At 61.2% G+C, this 15,016-nt stretch carries 17 protein-coding genes; all 17 read right to left on the bottom strand.

The features are described from left to right. Positions 1-3 precede the first annotated feature (3 nt). A complete protein-coding gene (fliQ, locus tag BXA01_RS23720; protein ID WP_016771067.1) occupies positions 4-273 on the bottom strand; it encodes a flagellar biosynthesis protein FliQ in 270 nt (89 codons plus the stop codon). Continuing rightward, positions 270-1,028, bottom strand: coding sequence for a flagellar type III secretion system pore protein FliP (gene fliP / locus BXA01_RS23715; RefSeq protein WP_016771068.1), 759 nt, complete (start codon positions 1,026-1,028; stop codon positions 270-272). Before fliP ends, fliQ begins: the two co-directional genes overlap by 4 nt. Continuing rightward, complete coding sequence (fliO, locus tag BXA01_RS23710) at positions 1,028-1,480, bottom strand: flagellar biosynthetic protein FliO (protein WP_076566595.1); 453 nt, start codon at positions 1,478-1,480, stop codon at positions 1,028-1,030. The genes fliP and fliO overlap by 1 nt, the downstream gene beginning before the upstream one ends. Then, a complete protein-coding gene (fliN, locus tag BXA01_RS23705) occupies positions 1,481-1,939 on the bottom strand; it encodes a flagellar motor switch protein FliN (protein ID WP_016771070.1) in 459 nt (152 codons plus the stop codon). 55 nt (positions 1,940-1,994) lie between these two features. Then, complete coding sequence (fliM, locus tag BXA01_RS23700; protein ID WP_003222890.1) at positions 1,995-2,963, bottom strand: flagellar motor switch protein FliM; 969 nt, start codon at positions 2,961-2,963, stop codon at positions 1,995-1,997. A 9-nt stretch (positions 2,964-2,972) separates the two neighbouring features. Next, a complete protein-coding gene (gene fliL, locus BXA01_RS23695) occupies positions 2,973-3,476 on the bottom strand; it encodes a flagellar basal body-associated protein FliL (RefSeq protein ID WP_016771071.1) in 504 nt (167 codons plus the stop codon). Between the two features lie 212 nt (positions 3,477-3,688). Continuing rightward, positions 3,689-5,056: a flagellar hook-length control protein FliK gene (locus tag BXA01_RS23690; protein WP_076566593.1), complete on the bottom strand. Its 1,368-nt coding sequence runs from the start codon at positions 5,054-5,056 to the stop codon at positions 3,689-3,691. A 105-nt stretch (positions 5,057-5,161) separates the two neighbouring features. Beyond that, positions 5,162-5,509: an Hpt domain-containing protein gene (locus BXA01_RS23685; protein WP_076566591.1), complete on the bottom strand. Its 348-nt coding sequence runs from the start codon at positions 5,507-5,509 to the stop codon at positions 5,162-5,164. Positions 5,510-5,539: 30 nt separating this feature from the next. Next, complete coding sequence (locus BXA01_RS23680) at positions 5,540-7,243, bottom strand: ATP-binding SpoIIE family protein phosphatase (protein ID WP_076566589.1); 1,704 nt, start codon at positions 7,241-7,243, stop codon at positions 5,540-5,542. A gap of 5 nt (positions 7,244-7,248) precedes the next feature. Further along, positions 7,249-7,554 carry an STAS domain-containing protein gene (locus BXA01_RS23675; protein ID WP_016771075.1) on the bottom strand — a complete coding sequence of 102 codons (306 nt, stop codon included), beginning with the start codon at positions 7,552-7,554 and terminating at the stop codon, positions 7,249-7,251. A 191-nt stretch (positions 7,555-7,745) separates the two neighbouring features. Next, positions 7,746-8,195, bottom strand: a complete 450-nt coding sequence (fliJ, locus tag BXA01_RS23670; RefSeq protein ID WP_016771076.1) for a flagellar export protein FliJ — start codon at positions 8,193-8,195, stop codon at positions 7,746-7,748. Between the two features lie 6 nt (positions 8,196-8,201). Then, complete coding sequence (fliI, locus tag BXA01_RS23665) at positions 8,202-9,560, bottom strand: flagellar protein export ATPase FliI (RefSeq protein WP_016771077.1); 1,359 nt, start codon at positions 9,558-9,560, stop codon at positions 8,202-8,204. Then, positions 9,550-10,356 carry a flagellar assembly protein FliH gene (gene fliH / locus BXA01_RS23660; protein ID WP_056783802.1) on the bottom strand — a complete coding sequence of 269 codons (807 nt, stop codon included), beginning with the start codon at positions 10,354-10,356 and terminating at the stop codon, positions 9,550-9,552. Before fliH ends, fliI begins: the two co-directional genes overlap by 11 nt. 4 nt (positions 10,357-10,360) lie before the next feature. Continuing rightward, positions 10,361-11,380, bottom strand: a complete 1,020-nt coding sequence (fliG, locus tag BXA01_RS23655; RefSeq protein ID WP_016771079.1) for a flagellar motor switch protein FliG — start codon at positions 11,378-11,380, stop codon at positions 10,361-10,363. Further along, the gene (gene fliF / locus BXA01_RS23650) at positions 11,373-13,160 is read right to left on the bottom strand and encodes a flagellar basal-body MS-ring/collar protein FliF (RefSeq protein WP_071171439.1); all 1,788 of its coding nucleotides are present in this window, start codon (positions 13,158-13,160) and stop codon (positions 11,373-11,375) included. Before fliF ends, fliG begins: the two co-directional genes overlap by 8 nt. Before the next feature lie 14 nt (positions 13,161-13,174). Further along, positions 13,175-13,504 carry a flagellar hook-basal body complex protein FliE gene (gene fliE, locus BXA01_RS23645; RefSeq protein WP_016771081.1) on the bottom strand — a complete coding sequence of 110 codons (330 nt, stop codon included), beginning with the start codon at positions 13,502-13,504 and terminating at the stop codon, positions 13,175-13,177. Between the two features lie 128 nt (positions 13,505-13,632). Then, complete coding sequence (locus tag BXA01_RS23640; protein WP_076566587.1) at positions 13,633-15,015, bottom strand: sigma-54-dependent transcriptional regulator; 1,383 nt, start codon at positions 15,013-15,015, stop codon at positions 13,633-13,635. Position 15,016: the final 1 nt, after the last annotated feature.

The raw sequence follows: 15,016 nt of genomic DNA, 5'->3' as shown, positions 1-15,016 counted from the left end.
GGCTTAGCCGATGACCATCGGAATGTTTTTGTACAGCTGGATGATGTACTCCATGAACGTCTGCACGATCCACGGACCGCCGATGATCAGGGTCACCAGCATCACCAGCAGACGCGGCAGGAAGCTCAGGGTCTGTTCGTTGATCTGCGTGGCAGCCTGGAACATCGACACCAGCAGGCCGACCAGCAGGCTCGGCACCACCAGGATGGCGACCATCATGGTGGTCAGCCACAGGGCTTCACGAAAGATATCGACCGCGACTTCCGGCGTCATGGCGAAACACCTCCAAAACTGCTGGCCAGAGTACCGATGATCAGCGCCCAGCCATCGACCAGCACGAACAGCATGATCTTGAACGGCAACGAAATGATCAGCGGCGAGAGCATCATCATACCCATGGCCATCAGCACGCTCGCGACAACGAGGTCGATGATCAGGAACGGAATGAAGATCATGAAGCCGATCTGGAAGGCGGTCTTAAGCTCGGAGGTCACGAACGCCGGCACCAGAATGGTCAACGGCGCCTGATCCGGGCTGGCAATGTCGGTGCGCTTGGACAGGCGCATGAACAGCTCCAGATCGCTGGTACGAGTCTGCGCGAGCATGAAGTCCTTGATCGGCACCTGGGCCTTTTCCACCGCTTGCTGGGCGGTGAGGGTTTCCGCCAGATACGGTTGCAGCGCGTCGTTGTTCACCCGGTCGAACACCGGCGCCATGATGAACAGCGTCAGGAACAGCGCCATGCCGGTGAGGATCTGGTTCGACGGCGTCTGTTGCAGGCCGAGGGCCTGACGCAGGATCGAGAAGACGATGATGATCCGCGTGAAGCTGGTCATCAGGATGACCGCCGCCGGAATAAAGCTCAGCGCGGTCATGATCAGCAGGATCTGCAGACTGACCGAATATTCCTGCGCGCCGTCGGCATTGGTGCCCAGCGTGATCGCCGGGATCGACAACGGATCGGCGGCGAACGCCAGCGGCGCGGCCAGCAACAGGACCAGCGTCAAGACGATGCGGAGCGCACCCATTACTTCGTATCCTTTTGGTCCTTGCCAAGAATCTTCAGCAGATGCTGAGCAAATTCCGGCGTCGCTTTTTCGCTGGCAGTGGGGACTTCGACCGGCTCTTTGAGCACGTGCAGCGCGGTGATGGTGCCGGGGCTGAGGCCGAGCAGAATCTGCTCGTTGCCGACCTGCACCAGCATCAAGCGGTCACGCGGACCGAGCGCGCGTGAGCCGATCAGCTCGATTACCTGGCCCTTGCCCGCTGGCCCCGCCTGCTGCACGCGGCGCAACAGCCAGGCGAGGAAGAAGATCAAACCCAGCACCAGCAGCAAACCGAACACCAGTTGCGTCAACTGACCGGCCACGCCGCTGTTGACCATTGGCGCGGTGGCGGCAGGCGCGGCATTGGTTGCGCTCGGCTCGGCAGCCAGCACGCTCAACGGCCATGCCAGCAGCACCCAGAGAAACTTTTTCACTCAGCGCAGCTTCTTGATGCGTTCGCTTGGGCTGATCACGTCAGTCAGGCGGATGCCGAACTTCTCGTTGACCACCACTACTTCGCCGTGGGCGATCAAGGTGCCGTTGACCAGCACGTCGAGCGGCTCACCGGCCAGACGATCAAGCTCGATCACCGAACCCTGGTTGAGTTGCAGCAGGTTGCGGATGTTGATGTCGGTACTGCCGACTTCCATCGAGATCGACACTGGAATGTCGAGGATCACGTCCAGATTCGGACCGTCGAGGGTCACCGGATCATTGTTCTTCGGCACGCTGCCGAACTCTTCCATCGGCAGACGGTTGGAGCTGGAAGTGCCGGCGTCGGCGGCCAGCAGTGCATCGATGTCAGCCTGGCCGGCATCACCGGTTTCTTCCAGGGCCGCAGCCCATTCATCGGCCAGTGCCTGGTCGTCCTGCGCGTTCATATCGTCGTTCATCATGTGTCCTCGGCGGGCAACAATTCGGTTAAATACGGGGGTGAAAAGCGCCGCCTCAGCGACGCTCGATCGGCTCGATCACCTGCAACGCGAGGTTGCCTTTGTGCGAGCCCATCTTGACCTTGAAGGCCGGCACGCCGTTGGCGCGCATGATCATGTCTTCCGGCATCTCGACCGGGATCACATCGCCCGGTTGCATGTGCAGGATGTCGCGCAGCTTCAACTGGCGGCGGGCTACGGTGGCACCGATCGGCACGTCGACATCGAGCACGTCCTGGCGCAGCGCGTTGACCCAGCGCTCGTCCTGATCGTCGAGGTCGGACTGGAAACCGGCGTCGAGCATCTCGCGCACCGGCTCGATCATCGAGTACGGCATGGTCACGTGCAGATCGCCGCCACCGCCATCGAGTTCGATGTGGAAGGTGGAGACCACAATCGCTTCGCTCGGGCCGACGATGTTGGCCATGGCCGGGTTCACTTCCGAGTTGATGTACTCGAAATTGACTTCCATGATCGCCTGCCAGGCTTCTTTCAGATCGACGAAAGCCTGCTCGAGCACCATGCGCACTACGCGCAGTTCGGTCGGGGTGAACTCCCGCCCTTCGATCTTGGCGTGACGGCCGTCACCACCGAAGAAGTTGTCCACCAGCTTGAACACCAGTTTGGCGTCGAGAATGAACAGCGCGGTGCCGCGCAGCGGTTTGATCTTGACCAGGTTGAGGCTGGTCGGCACGTACAGCGAGTGCACGTATTCGCCGAACTTCATCACCTGCACGCCACCGACGGCAACGTCCGCCGAGCGGCGCAGCATGTTGAACATGCTGATGCGGGTGTAGCGGGCAAAGCGCTCGTTGATCATTTCCAGCGTTGGCATGCGTCCACGGACGATGCGATCCTGGCTGGTCAGGTCGTAGCTTTTGACACTGCCGGGTTCGGCAGCATTATCGGTCTGTACCAGACCATCATCGACGCCATGCAGCAGCGCATCGATTTCATCCTGGGACAGCAGATCCTGCACGGCCATGTCGTGTTCCTACTGCAGTACGAAATTAGTGAAAAGCAACTGTTCGATGACCACTTTGCCCAGTTCTTTCTGCGCCACTTCCTGGACGCTGGCGGTGGCCTTCTGGCGCAACATCTCCTGCCCGACCGGGGTCGCCAGCGTGGCGAAATCCTGACCGGAGAAGAGCATTACCAGGTTGTTGCGGATAACCGGCATGTGCACTTTGAGCGCGTCCAGATCAGCCTGATTACGCGCCAGCATGGTGATGCTCACCTGCATGTAGCGCTGACGGCCGTTCTGGTTGTAGTTGGCAACGAAGGCCGGCGCCATCGGCTCGAAAATCGCCGCCTGCTTGCCGACCGGCGCTGCTTCAGCGGCCTCGGCAGGCTTGCTCTGCGCGCCGTGCATGAAGAACCAGGTCGCCCCGACGGATGCACCAATGGCTACCAGCAACGCCAGCACGATCACGATGATCAGCTTGAGTTTGCCTTTGGTTGCGGGGTCTTTTACTGCTGCAGCTTCGCTCTTCGCCATGCCAATAATCCGTCACTAATCGGGGGTTTCACAGTCGCACGGCAAGGCAAGAGCAAGTGTTATGCCAGAAGTGTCAGCGCGTCATCTGAACGGCGCCATAAACAAATGTGGGAGCGAGCCTGCTCGCGAAAGCAATGTGTCAGTCAACATAAAGGTTGAATGTCACACCGTATTCGCGAGCAGGCTCGCTCCCACATTGGTATTGCGTTGCGTCAGGCGTAGTAGTCGACCGCGCTGCTACCGATGACGCTGGTGGTCTGCGCGGCAACTTCCGCCACTGTAGCCGGTGCCAATTCCTCATCCACCGAATCCAGGCGGCCACCCGCAGCACTGGTCCGGCCACTCTGCCCCTGCTGCGCCTGCTCCTGGCCTTGCTGCCCCTGCCAGCCACGGTTCTGGTCGGCGACATTGACGTCGACCTGGCCCATGCCCTGCTGGTTGAACATGTCGCGCAGGCGGTGCATCTGGCTGTCGAGCGCTTCACGCACGCTCGGGTGCGCGCTCATGAAGGTGACCTGGGTCTGCTGATCGGGAACCATGTTCACGCGGATATCCAGACGCCCAAGCTCTGCCGGCTGCAACTGAATGTCGGCGGCCTTCAGGTTGACGCTGGACAGGTACATGACGCGGTTGACCACCTCTTCGGTCCAGCCGCTCTGGTGCATGGCGATCGGCTGATTCACCGGCAGCGCATTGGCGGTTTTCGGCGTAGCGGCCTGGGTCAGTGCCGCCAGACGGTTGGCGAAGTCATCGACGCGGGTGTCGCTGGTGGCGGATTTCAAATCTTTCAAACCATCGTCGATCAGCCCGCTGAAAGCTTGTTCGCCGCCCTGACTGGTGCTGTCCTTGTCGGCCTGCACGTCGAGCATGCTGGCCATGCCGGCGGCAAAGTTCTGCGCGGCGGTCAATTCACCGTCAGCCTGAGCTTGAGCAGGCGTGGCTTTCGGTTGCGCCTGGCTGGCGGCAGAAATATGCCCGCCCTGCTCCATCGCCATGCGCACGGCCGGCAGCGAATCGAGCGGGTCGGCTGTCGGATCAAATTCGCTGTCGGTGGCCGCCGGATCTTTGACCATGCCCGACACGACCGCCAATGCAGGCGTTTCGGTTTCCGGCTGGGCTGGCGTGGTGACTGTTGGTGCTTGCACCACAGGCGCTGCCACCAACGGCTGAACGACTTGCGCCAAGGCCGGATCAAGCGTCGGGTCTACAGGCGCGGCATCCGCCACAGGGGTTTGCACAGTTTCAGCGGTGTCATCGGCAGTGGCAGTCGCGTCGTCGCTCGCCGCCGCTTTGTCGGCAGGCAACGCTTTGCCGCTATCGGCAACTGCTGGCTCGGGCGCGGCAGACTGATCTTTGCCGATATCCTTTTTGCCGCTGCTGTCTGCGACCTTATCGCGTGCCGGCTTGACTGAATTGTCAGCGCTCACGGCGGGCTTGACCGGCGCCTGATCGGCGAACACTTTGGCGAAGGTGGAGGCCTTGTCCCCGGCGTCTGCGGCCATTGCCGACGATTTGGCAGAGGCGGCTTGCGCCTTGGCCTGAGCGGCGGTCTGAAGGAGAATGTTGGGGGTCGCAGGCATGACACGGTCTCCGCTGCACTGGGATCGTAGGTACAGTTGAGCAAGTTGACTGCAAGTGCCGGGCCAGTTTGGCCAGACACTTGCGAAAAGCGCCGGATGGCAGCTTCAGTGGATGTGGGCGTGGCGCTTTTCGCTTTCGTACACTGGACGTACTTCGGCGAATTCAGAATGGATATCGGCGACTAGCTGAGCGAGCGCTTCCGGGCTTTTGTCCTTCGCGTTCGACTCCAGGTCCTGGCACAACTTGGCCAGTCGAACCGCGCCCATGTTGCTGGCGCTGCCCTTGAAGCTATGCGCTACATCGGAAAGCGCTTTGGCGCTGGTGATGTCCTGCAACTCGTGCAGGCGGCTTTGCGAATCTGCCAGAAAAGTCTCCAGCAATTCCGTATAGCCGTCCTCCATCACCTCGCGCAAAGTATCGAGGACTTCGCGATTTACATGTGGGTCTGTCACTTGCTCACTCCTTGATCAAGAATGGGCGGATTATGCCTCAATCTCCCAGAAAAACTCCACGCTGGCACTACGACCTTGGTCCGACCAACTGGCGTTGCGCCCCAGTTGCCGGACCAGGCTGATGCCGCGACCCGACAAGCGGACGTGATCCAGCGGGCGATCCATGACCCGCGTTACATCGAAACCCTTGCCGCTGTCCTCGACGCGGATGACCAGGCGCCCACCCTCGCCTCGCGGTTGCACCTGCAAATGTACGCGCACATAACCATCCTCCAGCGCCTCCAGCCGCGCCGCGCGCATTTCATAGTAGCGGGCGAAACCTGCCGCATCGCGTTTGAGGCTCGAGTCCAGCCCGAGCACGCCATGCTCCAGCGCATTGGAATACAACTCGGCGAGCACACTGTACAGCGCCCCGCTTTGCGCGCGCAGGCCATGCACCTCAAGCAGCAACTGCAAGAGGAACGGCAACGGATTGAAGCGCCTGAGCGTGGCACCGCGAAACTCGAAACTGGCCGACCAGTCCAGCGGGCACGACTGGCCGCTGTCGGAATACACCGGCGCCGCGCCTTGGGCCTGCGCCGACTCAAGCAGACTGACTTCGACCATGCTCACATCATCGCGGGCCTGCCCGCGAAAATCGCGCAGCGCCTGTTCGATATCCTCGAACAGCCGATCCGGCTCGCGGTTCGCCGCAAACACCTGCTGCAAGCGCTCGACGCCGAACAATTGGTCATTGGCATCGCAGGTATCGATCACCCCGTCCGATAACAGAAACACCCGATCATCAACGGCCATCGGATACACATCCGTACGGTCATCGAAGGCTTGCGCGCTGAGAATCCCCAAGGGCAAATGCCGCGCCGGCAACGGCACGCGTTCGCCACTGGCCATGCGGTGCAAGTAACCGTCGGGCATGCCGCCGTTCCACACCTCCACCGAACGGCTCTGGAAACTCAGACTGAGCAAAGTGGCACAGCAGAACATGTCCACCGGCAGGATGCGCTTAAGCTTGGCGTTCATCTCGCGCAGGGTTTCGGCCAGGCCATAGCCCTTGGCGGTCATTCCATAAAACACTTCGGCCAGCGGCATCGCCCCCACCGCTGCCGGCAAGCCATGCCCGGTGAAATCGCCGAGCATGACGTGCATGTCACCGGCCGGCGTATACGCAGCGAGCAACAGATCGCCATTGAACAGGGCGTAAGGCGATTGCAGGTAACGGATATTCGGCGCACTCAGGCACCCGGAATGCGCGACCTTGTCGAACACCGCTTTGGCCACGCGTTGTTCGTTGAGCAGATAGTCATGATGTTTCGCGATCAGATCGCGCTGCTGCAGGACCGTGGCCTGAAGGCGACGCAAGCGATCCATCGCCTTGATTTTGGCGGCAAGGATCACCTGGTTGTACGGCTTCGCCAGAAAATCGTCACCACCAGCCTCCAGACAACGGGCCAGCGCTTCACTCTCGGTCAGCGACGTGAGGAAAATGATTGGCACCAGCGCTTCACCCGCCAGCGCCTTGATCTGCCGCGCCGCTTCGAAGCCGTCCATCACCGGCATCAGCGCGTCCATCAACACCAGATCGGGCTGCTGCTCTTTGAACGTTTCGACCGCCTCGGCGCCATTTGACGCCGTCAACACCTGATGGCCCTGACGGCGGACGATGGTCGACAGCAGCAACCGGTCGGCGGCGCTGTCTTCGGCGATAAGAATGGTCAGCGGCTCTTGCGCCTGCATGGGCGTCAACTGATGTCGAAGAGTTTGTCGAAGTTGGAAATCGCGAGGATTTTCTTCACATCGGAGCTGCTGTTGACGACACGGATATCCGACTCGTCGCCACCGGCGTGATCACGCAGCAGGAGCAGCATGCCCAGCGCGGAGCTGTCGAGGTAAGTGGCCTCTTTGAGATCGACCACGATGGATTCGGGTTTGTGTGGGAGCCGTTCATACGACTCGCGAAATTCCTGATGGCGACCGAAATCGAACCGGCCTTTGACCGCGATCGTGAGCTTTTTCTGGTCTGGAGAGACTTCTGTAACGACTGACATTGACTGGCTTCCTTGTCATTGACGAACCTGTACAAGGTTTAGCACCTGGATAGGGTTGGGGCAAGGCGCAACAGTGGAACAAGTGTGGGAGCGAGCCTGCTCGCGAAGGCATTCTGTCAGTTGACTACAGGATTGACTGACACGGCGCTTTCGCGAGCAAGCTCGCTCCCACAGGGGTTTGGCGGTGAGGTTTAGAAGGCATCACGCCTTGGCAACCGTTGCGACAGTTCATCGAGCAGCTTCTGCTCGCGCTTGTCTTCCAGGCGTTGCGCTTCATCACGATAGCGCTGCACCAGTTTGCGCAAGCCCTCGACGCGGGCGAATGCCTGTTGCCACTCTTCACGCGCCTTGTCGAGCTTGTTCTGGTGCCAGACCAGGCTCTGCCGTTGCTGGTCGACGGCGGTGTCGAGTTGCGCCAGGAAACCCTGAAAGCCCAGCAGCCATTGCCCGGTCACGCCGGTGCTGCCGCGCACGATCCACTGCTGCGAGTAATCCAGACGAAAGGCATTGAGGTCGGCCAGTTTGCTTTCGGCAACTTTGACCTGGCCCTGAAAGTAGGCAAGGCGCTGCACGGCGGCTTTCTCGGCCTTCTCGGCCATGTCCACCACCGGTGCCAGGCGCGCAGCGCGGCTGACGGCCATGGCCGGTTACCCGCCCGCCGCAGGGGCGAACAGGGTTTCCAGATAGGCCTGGCTTTCACCCAGATTGATTTTGTCGTTGAGGCCCTGGCGCTGATACCTGACCAATTGCGGCTGCAGGGAAATCGCCAGATCGGTCTCGCGATCGCCACCGGCCACATAGGCACCGACGCTGATCAGATCGCGGCTCTGCTGATAGCGTGACCACAACTGCTTGAAGTACTGCGCGCGCTGCATGTGATCCGGCGAAACCACCGCCGGCATCACCCGGCTGATCGAGGCTTCGATGTCGATCGCCGGATAGTGGCCTTCCTCGGCCAGGCGTCGCGACAGGACGATATGGCCGTCGAGCACGCCCCGCGCCGAGTCGGCAATCGGGTCCTGCTGGTCGTCGCCTTCGGACAGCACGGTGTAGAACGCCGTGATCGAACCGCCGCCCTTCTCCGCGTTACCGGCGCGCTCCACCAGTTTCGGCAGTTTGGCGAACACCGAGGGCGGATAGCCCTTGGTTGCTGGCGGCTCGCCGATGGCCAGAGCGATTTCCCGCTGAGCCTGGGCGAAACGGGTCAGCGAGTCCATCAGCAGCAGAACGTTCTTGCCTTTGTCGCGGAAATACTCGGCGATGCGCGTGCAATACATTGCCGCGCGCATACGCATCAGCGGTGCGTCGTCCGCTGGCGAGGCGACCACTACCGAACGTTTGAGGCCTTCTTCACCGAGAATGTGTTCGATGAATTCTTTAACTTCGCGACCACGCTCACCGATCAGGCCGACGACGATGATGTCGGCTTCGGTGAAGCGGGTCATCATGCCCAACAGCACCGATTTACCGACACCGGTACCGGCGAACAGACCCAGACGCTGGCCACGACCGACCGTCAGCAAACCGTTGATGCAACGGATGCCGACGTCCAGCGGTACGCTGATCGGGTCACGGTTGAGCGGGTTGATGGTCGGGCCGTCCATCGGCACCCAGTCTTCGGCCTTCATACCGCCCTTGCCGTCCAGCGCGCGACCGGCGCCGTCGAGGACACGGCCGAGCATGCTCATGCCCATCGGCAAACGGCCGGTATCGGCCAGCGGCACCACGCGGGCGCCCGGGGCAATCCCGGCGACGCTGCCGACCGGCATCAGAAAGACTTTGCTGCCGGAAAAACCCATGACTTCCGCTTCCACCTGGGACGGGTGGTAGCTGTCGTCATTGATGACCATGCAACGGGTGCCCATGGCGGCGCGCAAGCCTTCGGCTTCGAGGGTCAGGCCGACCATGCGCAGCAGCCGACCTTCAAGGATCGGCGCGCCGGCAATCTCGGTGGCCTCGGCGTAGGTGCTCAGGCGCTTGGCGAAACTGGTCCGTTCAAGGCGCATCGCTGGCGTCCGCGCGCGGCTCGTCAGAGTCGACAGCCGCTGGGGTGTCTTCGGGGATTTCCAGGCTCAAGTCAGGCGCTGCCGGGTGCAAGGCCTGCTCGTGCAACTGGTCGAACAGCTTGGCCATCACTTGGGTCACCCGCGATTCGACGCTGGCGTCGATGCGGCTGTGCTCGGTTTCAACCCGGCAACCGCCCGGCAACAGCGACTCGTCTTCGACGATACGCCAGGTTTCTTCGTGGCGTTCGCGCAGGGCTTTGACCTGGACGAAATCCTGCGGATTGACGTACAGGCGCACGTTTTCCACGCCCAGCGGCAACAGCTTGAGGGCATCGCGCATGACGTGTTCGATCTGTGTCGAGTCGATGGCCAGTTCGCGCTTGATCACTTGTTTGGTGATGTGCTGCACGAGGTCGACCAGCGACTTTTCAATCTGGGTGTCTTGCTCGGCGATCGGTTCGAACAGGTTGGCCATCAACAGCTCAAGGCTGGCGATTTTCGCCGCGAGCGCTGTTTCGGCTTCCTGACGCACCTTCAGCGTGGTGCTGTGAAAACCTTCTTTTTCGCCGATGGCGAAGCCCTCGTTGTAAGCCTCCTGACGGATGCTTTCGAGTTCTTCCAGGGTCAGTGGCTGGACTTCTTCCAGCGGCACTTCTTCCATTTCCGGCGGTTCGGGCTCCGGTTCCGGCTCGGGTTCCGGTTTCGGCGGGTCGAAGCTGGGCAGCGCCCAGGATTCGAAACCACGAACATCGCGGGCGCGGATCAGATCCGTCACAGACTCGTCAGGCTTATCCATGGGCTTAGATCATTTCCTCGCCGCCCTTGCCACCGAGCACGATCTCGCCGGCTTCGGCCATACGACGGGCAATGGTGAGAATTTCCTTCTGAGCGGTTTCGACGTCGCTGACGCGCACCGGGCCTTTCGCCTCGAGGTCGTCGCGCAACAGTTCGGCAGCACGCTTGGACATGTTCTTGAAGATCTTTTCCTTGACGCCTTCGTCCGAACCCTTGAGGGCCAGCACCAGCACATCGGAAGAGACTTCGCGCAACAGTGCCTGGATGCCACGGTCGTCGACGTCGGCAAGGTTGTTGAACACGAACATGAGGTCTTCGATCTGACCGGACAGGTCTTCGTCGACTTCGCGGATCGAGTCCATTAGCTGGCCTTCGATCGAGCTGTCGAGGAAGTTCATGATGTCGGCCGCACGCTTGATGCCACCCAGGGTAGTGCGCGAGGCGTTCGAGTTACCGGAGAACTGTTTCTCGAGAATCTGGTTGAGTTCTTTCAAGGCGGCCGGTTGCACGGTGTTCAACGACGAAACGCGCAGGATGATGTCCAGACGCACTTTATGGTCGAAGTTGCCGAGCACTTCACCGGCCTGATCCGGGTCGAGGTACGCGACCACGATTGCCTGGATCTGCGGGTGTTCGTAACGGATGACGTCAGCGACTGCGCGCGGCTCCATCCATTTCAGGCTGTCGAGGCCACTGGTGTTGCCGCCGAGCAGGATGCGGTCGATCAGGCCGTTGGCCTTGTCTTCGCCCAGGGCCTGGGTGAGCATCTTGCGTACGTAGTCGTCGGATCCGACGCCGAGGCTGGTCTGATCGCCGACGATGTCGACGAACTCGCTCATCACCTGCTCGACCTGTTCGCGATGGACGTTGCCCATCTGCGCCATGGCCACGCCGACGCGCTGAACCTCTTTGGGTCCCATGTGGCGCAGCACTTGCGCAGCATCGGTCGAACCCAGGGACAGCAGCAGAATCGCGGCTTTGTCGACCTTGGTCAGTTTGACGGTGGCGGCTCGGTTATCACTCATCTGCGTTAATCCACTCTTTCACGACCTGAGCCACGCGACCCGGGTCTTCAGCTACCAGACTCTTGATTGCATTCAGCTGCGCGTCATAACCCTCGCTCGGGCTCGGCAACAGAATGCTCTGCGGACCACCGAGGCTCACGCGGTCGTTGGCCAGTTCGCCGTCCAGGCCGCCCATGCCACCGAGTTCCACGTCGCTGCCCAGACCGGCCAGCTCCTTGCCTTTGCCACCGCCGGTGATGTTGTTGAGCACCGGACGCAGCACACCAAACACCAGCACAAGGATGAACAGCACACCCAGCACTTGTTTGACGATGTCCCAGAACCATGGCTGGGAGTAGAACGGAATATCGGCAATCACTTCGCCGCGTTCGGCGGAGAACGGCATGTTGATCACGCTGACGCTGTCGCCACGGCTGGCGTCGAAACCGACGGCGTCCTGCACCAGACGAGTGAAGCGCGCCAATTCGTCGGCGCTCCACGGCGCACGGCTGGTTTCACCGTTGGCCGGGTTGATCTTGACCTGATCGTCGACCACCACCGACACCGACAGGCGATTAAGACGGCCCTGCTGCTGCTTGGTGTGGCTGATCGAACGGTCGAGCTCGAAGTTCTTGGTCGATTGTTGACGCTTGTCCGCCGGGTACGGTGCGAGCATCGGCTGGCCGGTGGCCGGGTCCATGATCTGCTGACCGTTGGCGTCAACCAGTGGCTGACCCGGCTGGATCATCCCGGCCGGTGCGGCGGTGCCACCGGTGGTCTGCGGCGCCGAGGCAGGCGCCGGTGGCTGGTTGCTCAGGGCACCCGGCACACCTTGCGGACCATTGCTGGCGGTGCGTTGTTCGTTGACCGACTGCTCGCTGCGCAACGCCGGTTGGTCCGGGTTGAATTGCTCGGCAGTCGATTCGACGGCACTGAAATCGACGTCGGCCGAAACTTCAGCCTTGTAGCGATCGTTGCCCAGTACCGGTTGCAGAATGTTGTGCACGCGCTGGGTGAGCATGCTTTCCATGCGGCGGCTGTAATCGAACTGCTTGCCGGCCATGGTCATTTCCGAGTTCTCCGCCTGATCGGAGAGCAGGTTGCCCTTCTGATCGACGACGGTGATCTGCGATTTGCTCAACTCGGGCACGGAAGTCGCCACCAGGTTGATGATCGCCACCACCTGCCCCGGCTCCAGCGAACGCCCGCTGTACAGCTCGACCAGTACCGAAGCGCTCGGCTTGCGCTCGTCACGGACGAACACCGAACTCTTCGGAATGGCCAGGTGCACGCGGGCACCCTTGACGTTGTTCAGACTGGAAATGGTCCGCGCCAGTTCGCCTTCGAGGCCGCGACGATAACGGGTCGCTTCCATGAACTGGCTGGTGCCCAGACCCTGTTCCTTGTCGAGGATTTCGAAACCGATGTTGCCGTCGCTGGGAGTGACACCAGCGGCAGCGAGTTTCATCCGCGCACGGGACAGGTCGTCGGCCTTGACCAGCAAGGCGCCGGAATTGGGTTCTACGTTATAGGGAATGTCAGCGGCGGCCAGGGTTTCCATGACCTGCTTGGCGTCCATGCCGGCAAGGCTGCCGTACAGTGGACGGTAATCCGGCTGCTGCGACCACAGCACCACGGCAAAGCCAATCGCCACGCTCGCTGCCAGACCGACCAACAGGCCGACCTGACGCAGCACGGTCATCTGGGAAAGGTTTTCCAGAAAGGACAGGCCGAACAGCGGCGGTTTGCCGTCGATCGGGGTGGCCTTGGCCGGAACGTTATCAGCGACTGCTTCTGCCATGACTTATTTCGCCCTTAAACCGGCATCTGCATGATGTCTTGGTAAGCCTGGACCAGCTTGTTGCGCACCTGGGTCAGAGCCTGGAACGACACGCTGGCTTTTTGCGACGCAATCATCACGTCGGTCAGGTCGACACCGCTCTTGCCGATCTCGAAAGCATTGGCCAGTTGAGTCGACGCCTGCTGGGTATCGCTGACTTTATTGATCGCCTGACCGAGCATGTCGGAAAAGCTGCTGCCCGCGATTTCAGGGACAGCGGCAGTCGATTTACGCGCAGACATGGCATCCACTTTCATGGCCTGCATGTCCATCATCAACCGATTAAATTCAATACCTTGGCTCATGGTCTACTCTCTTGGGCGGCCCGCAATTTTTTGACACTCACTCGGCGGGTACACAGGTATTAGCAACAAGGGTGCCAGCTAGTGGGCACCCTTCTGAGAAAAGCATCTGGAATGTTTTGCAGCATCGATCAGGTGGCGAACAGATAGCCTTCGACGTCCATCCCGGCATCGCGCATTTGCGCCAGTTTGTAGCGCAGGGTGCGCGGGCTGATGCCGAGTTTTTCGGCGGCCTCCTTACGGCGGCCACGCTCGGCGCGCAGGGTGTCGATGATCATCTGAAACTCCCGGCGGCGCAGGTCATCGCCCAGCGCGCCGGAAGAATCCGCCTCGATTTCCACCTCCCGGTTTACCGATGCCGTGACCGGCAACGGCGCAAATGTCACCGCACCGCTCAGGCAAAAATCCTGCGGCTGAATGAAACCGCCCTGCTGCAGGATCAGCGCGCGCTGAATGGCGTTGTCCAGTTCACGCACATTGCCCGGCCACGGGTACGCGGTCAGACATGCTTGAGCTTCGGGGGACAGCTTCGCTGCTGCGTGCTTCATTTTATTGACGTGTTTGGCCAACAACTTTTCCGCCAGCGGCAAGATATCGGCAGTGCGCTCGCGAAGTGGACGCCAGGCCAGGGGGAAAACCGACAAGCGGTAAAACAGGTCTTCGCGAAAACGCCCAGCCGCCACTTCGCCGGCCAGATCACGGTTGGTCGTGGCGACCACGCGAATGTCCAGACTGATCGGCTTGCGCGCGCCCACTCGCTCCACTTCCCGCTCTTGCAGGACGCGCAGCAACTTGGCTTGCAGGCCCAGGGGCATTTCGGAGATTTCATCGAGCAGAATGGTGCCGCCGTCCGCCTGCTCGAACTTGCCGGCCTGCGAGGCGATGGCGCCGGTGAACGAGCCCTTCTCATGGCCGAACAGTGTTGCTTCGAGCATGTTGTCGGGAATCGCCGCGCAGTTGATCGCAATAAACGGCTGGCTCGCCCGTCGCGATTGCTGGTGAATATAGCGCGCCAGCACTTCTTTACCGGTGCCAGACTCGCCGGAAATGAGGACAGTCGAATCACTGCGCGCAACCCGCGCCGCCAACTCAAGCAACTGCGCACTGGCCGGTTCAACGGCGACGGGGCCTTCCGCTTCGCCAGCATCAATGCCGCCCAGCGCATGCCGCGCCACCAGATCGAGCAATGCCTTTGGCTCAAACGGCTTGACCAGATAATCCGCCGCGCCTTGGCGCATTGCATCGACCGCACGCTCGACGGCGCCGTGGGCGGTCATCAATAGCACCGGCAATTGCGGTTGGCGCGCGCGCAGCAACGCGAGCAATTGGTGGCCGTCCATGCCCGGCATGTTGACGTCGCTGACCACCAGGCTGAAAGCTTGCTGCGCGACGGCCGTCAGCGCTTCTTCGGCGCTGCCGACGGCGTGATAGTCGTGGCCGGCGAGCAGCAGCGTATCGGCCAGCGCTTCGCGCAACGAACGGTCATCCTCGACCAGCAACACCTTGATGCCCATG

Origin of the sequence: Pseudomonas sp. B10 (genome assembly GCF_900156235.1) — a bacterium.
Taxonomy (GTDB): Bacteria; Pseudomonadota; Gammaproteobacteria; order Pseudomonadales; family Pseudomonadaceae; genus Aquipseudomonas; species Aquipseudomonas siliginis.
This window is presented reverse-complemented; position numbering and strand designations above follow the sequence as displayed.

What these genes read in the sequence shown, in the direction of transcription:
- fliQ (WP_016771067.1), bottom strand. Translation starts at nt 273, where the DNA reads ATGACGCCGGAAGTCGCGGTCGATATCTTTCGTGAAGCCCTGTGGCTG.
- fliP (WP_016771068.1), bottom strand. Translation starts at nt 1,028, where the DNA reads ATGGGTGCGCTCCGCATCGTCTTGACGCTGGTCCTGTTGCTGGCCGCG.
- fliN (WP_016771070.1), bottom strand. Translation starts at nt 1,939, where the DNA reads ATGAACGACGATATGAACGCGCAGGACGACCAGGCACTGGCCGATGAA.
- fliM (WP_003222890.1), bottom strand. Translation starts at nt 2,963, where the DNA reads ATGGCCGTGCAGGATCTGCTGTCCCAGGATGAAATCGATGCGCTGCTG.
- fliL (WP_016771071.1), bottom strand. Translation starts at nt 3,476, where the DNA reads ATGGCGAAGAGCGAAGCTGCAGCAGTAAAAGACCCCGCAACCAAAGGC.
- BXA01_RS23690 (WP_076566593.1), bottom strand. Translation starts at nt 5,056, where the DNA reads ATGCCTGCGACCCCCAACATTCTCCTTCAGACCGCCGCTCAGGCCAAG.
- BXA01_RS23680 (WP_076566589.1), bottom strand. Translation starts at nt 7,243, where the DNA reads ATGCAGGCGCAAGAGCCGCTGACCATTCTTATCGCCGAAGACAGCGCC.
- BXA01_RS23675 (WP_016771075.1), bottom strand. Translation starts at nt 7,554, where the DNA reads ATGTCAGTCGTTACAGAAGTCTCTCCAGACCAGAAAAAGCTCACGATC.
- fliJ (WP_016771076.1), bottom strand. Translation starts at nt 8,195, where the DNA reads ATGGCCGTCAGCCGCGCTGCGCGCCTGGCACCGGTGGTGGACATGGCC.
- fliI (WP_016771077.1), bottom strand. Translation starts at nt 9,560, where the DNA reads ATGCGCCTTGAACGGACCAGTTTCGCCAAGCGCCTGAGCACCTACGCC.
- fliH (WP_056783802.1), bottom strand. Translation starts at nt 10,356, where the DNA reads ATGGATAAGCCTGACGAGTCTGTGACGGATCTGATCCGCGCCCGCGAT.
- fliG (WP_016771079.1), bottom strand. Translation starts at nt 11,380, where the DNA reads ATGAGTGATAACCGAGCCGCCACCGTCAAACTGACCAAGGTCGACAAA.
- fliF (WP_071171439.1), bottom strand. Translation starts at nt 13,160, where the DNA reads ATGGCAGAAGCAGTCGCTGATAACGTTCCGGCCAAGGCCACCCCGATC.
- fliE (WP_016771081.1), bottom strand. Translation starts at nt 13,504, where the DNA reads ATGAGCCAAGGTATTGAATTTAATCGGTTGATGATGGACATGCAGGCC.
- BXA01_RS23640 (WP_076566587.1), bottom strand. Translation starts at nt 15,015, where the DNA reads ATGGGCATCAAGGTGTTGCTGGTCGAGGATGACCGTTCGTTGCGCGAA.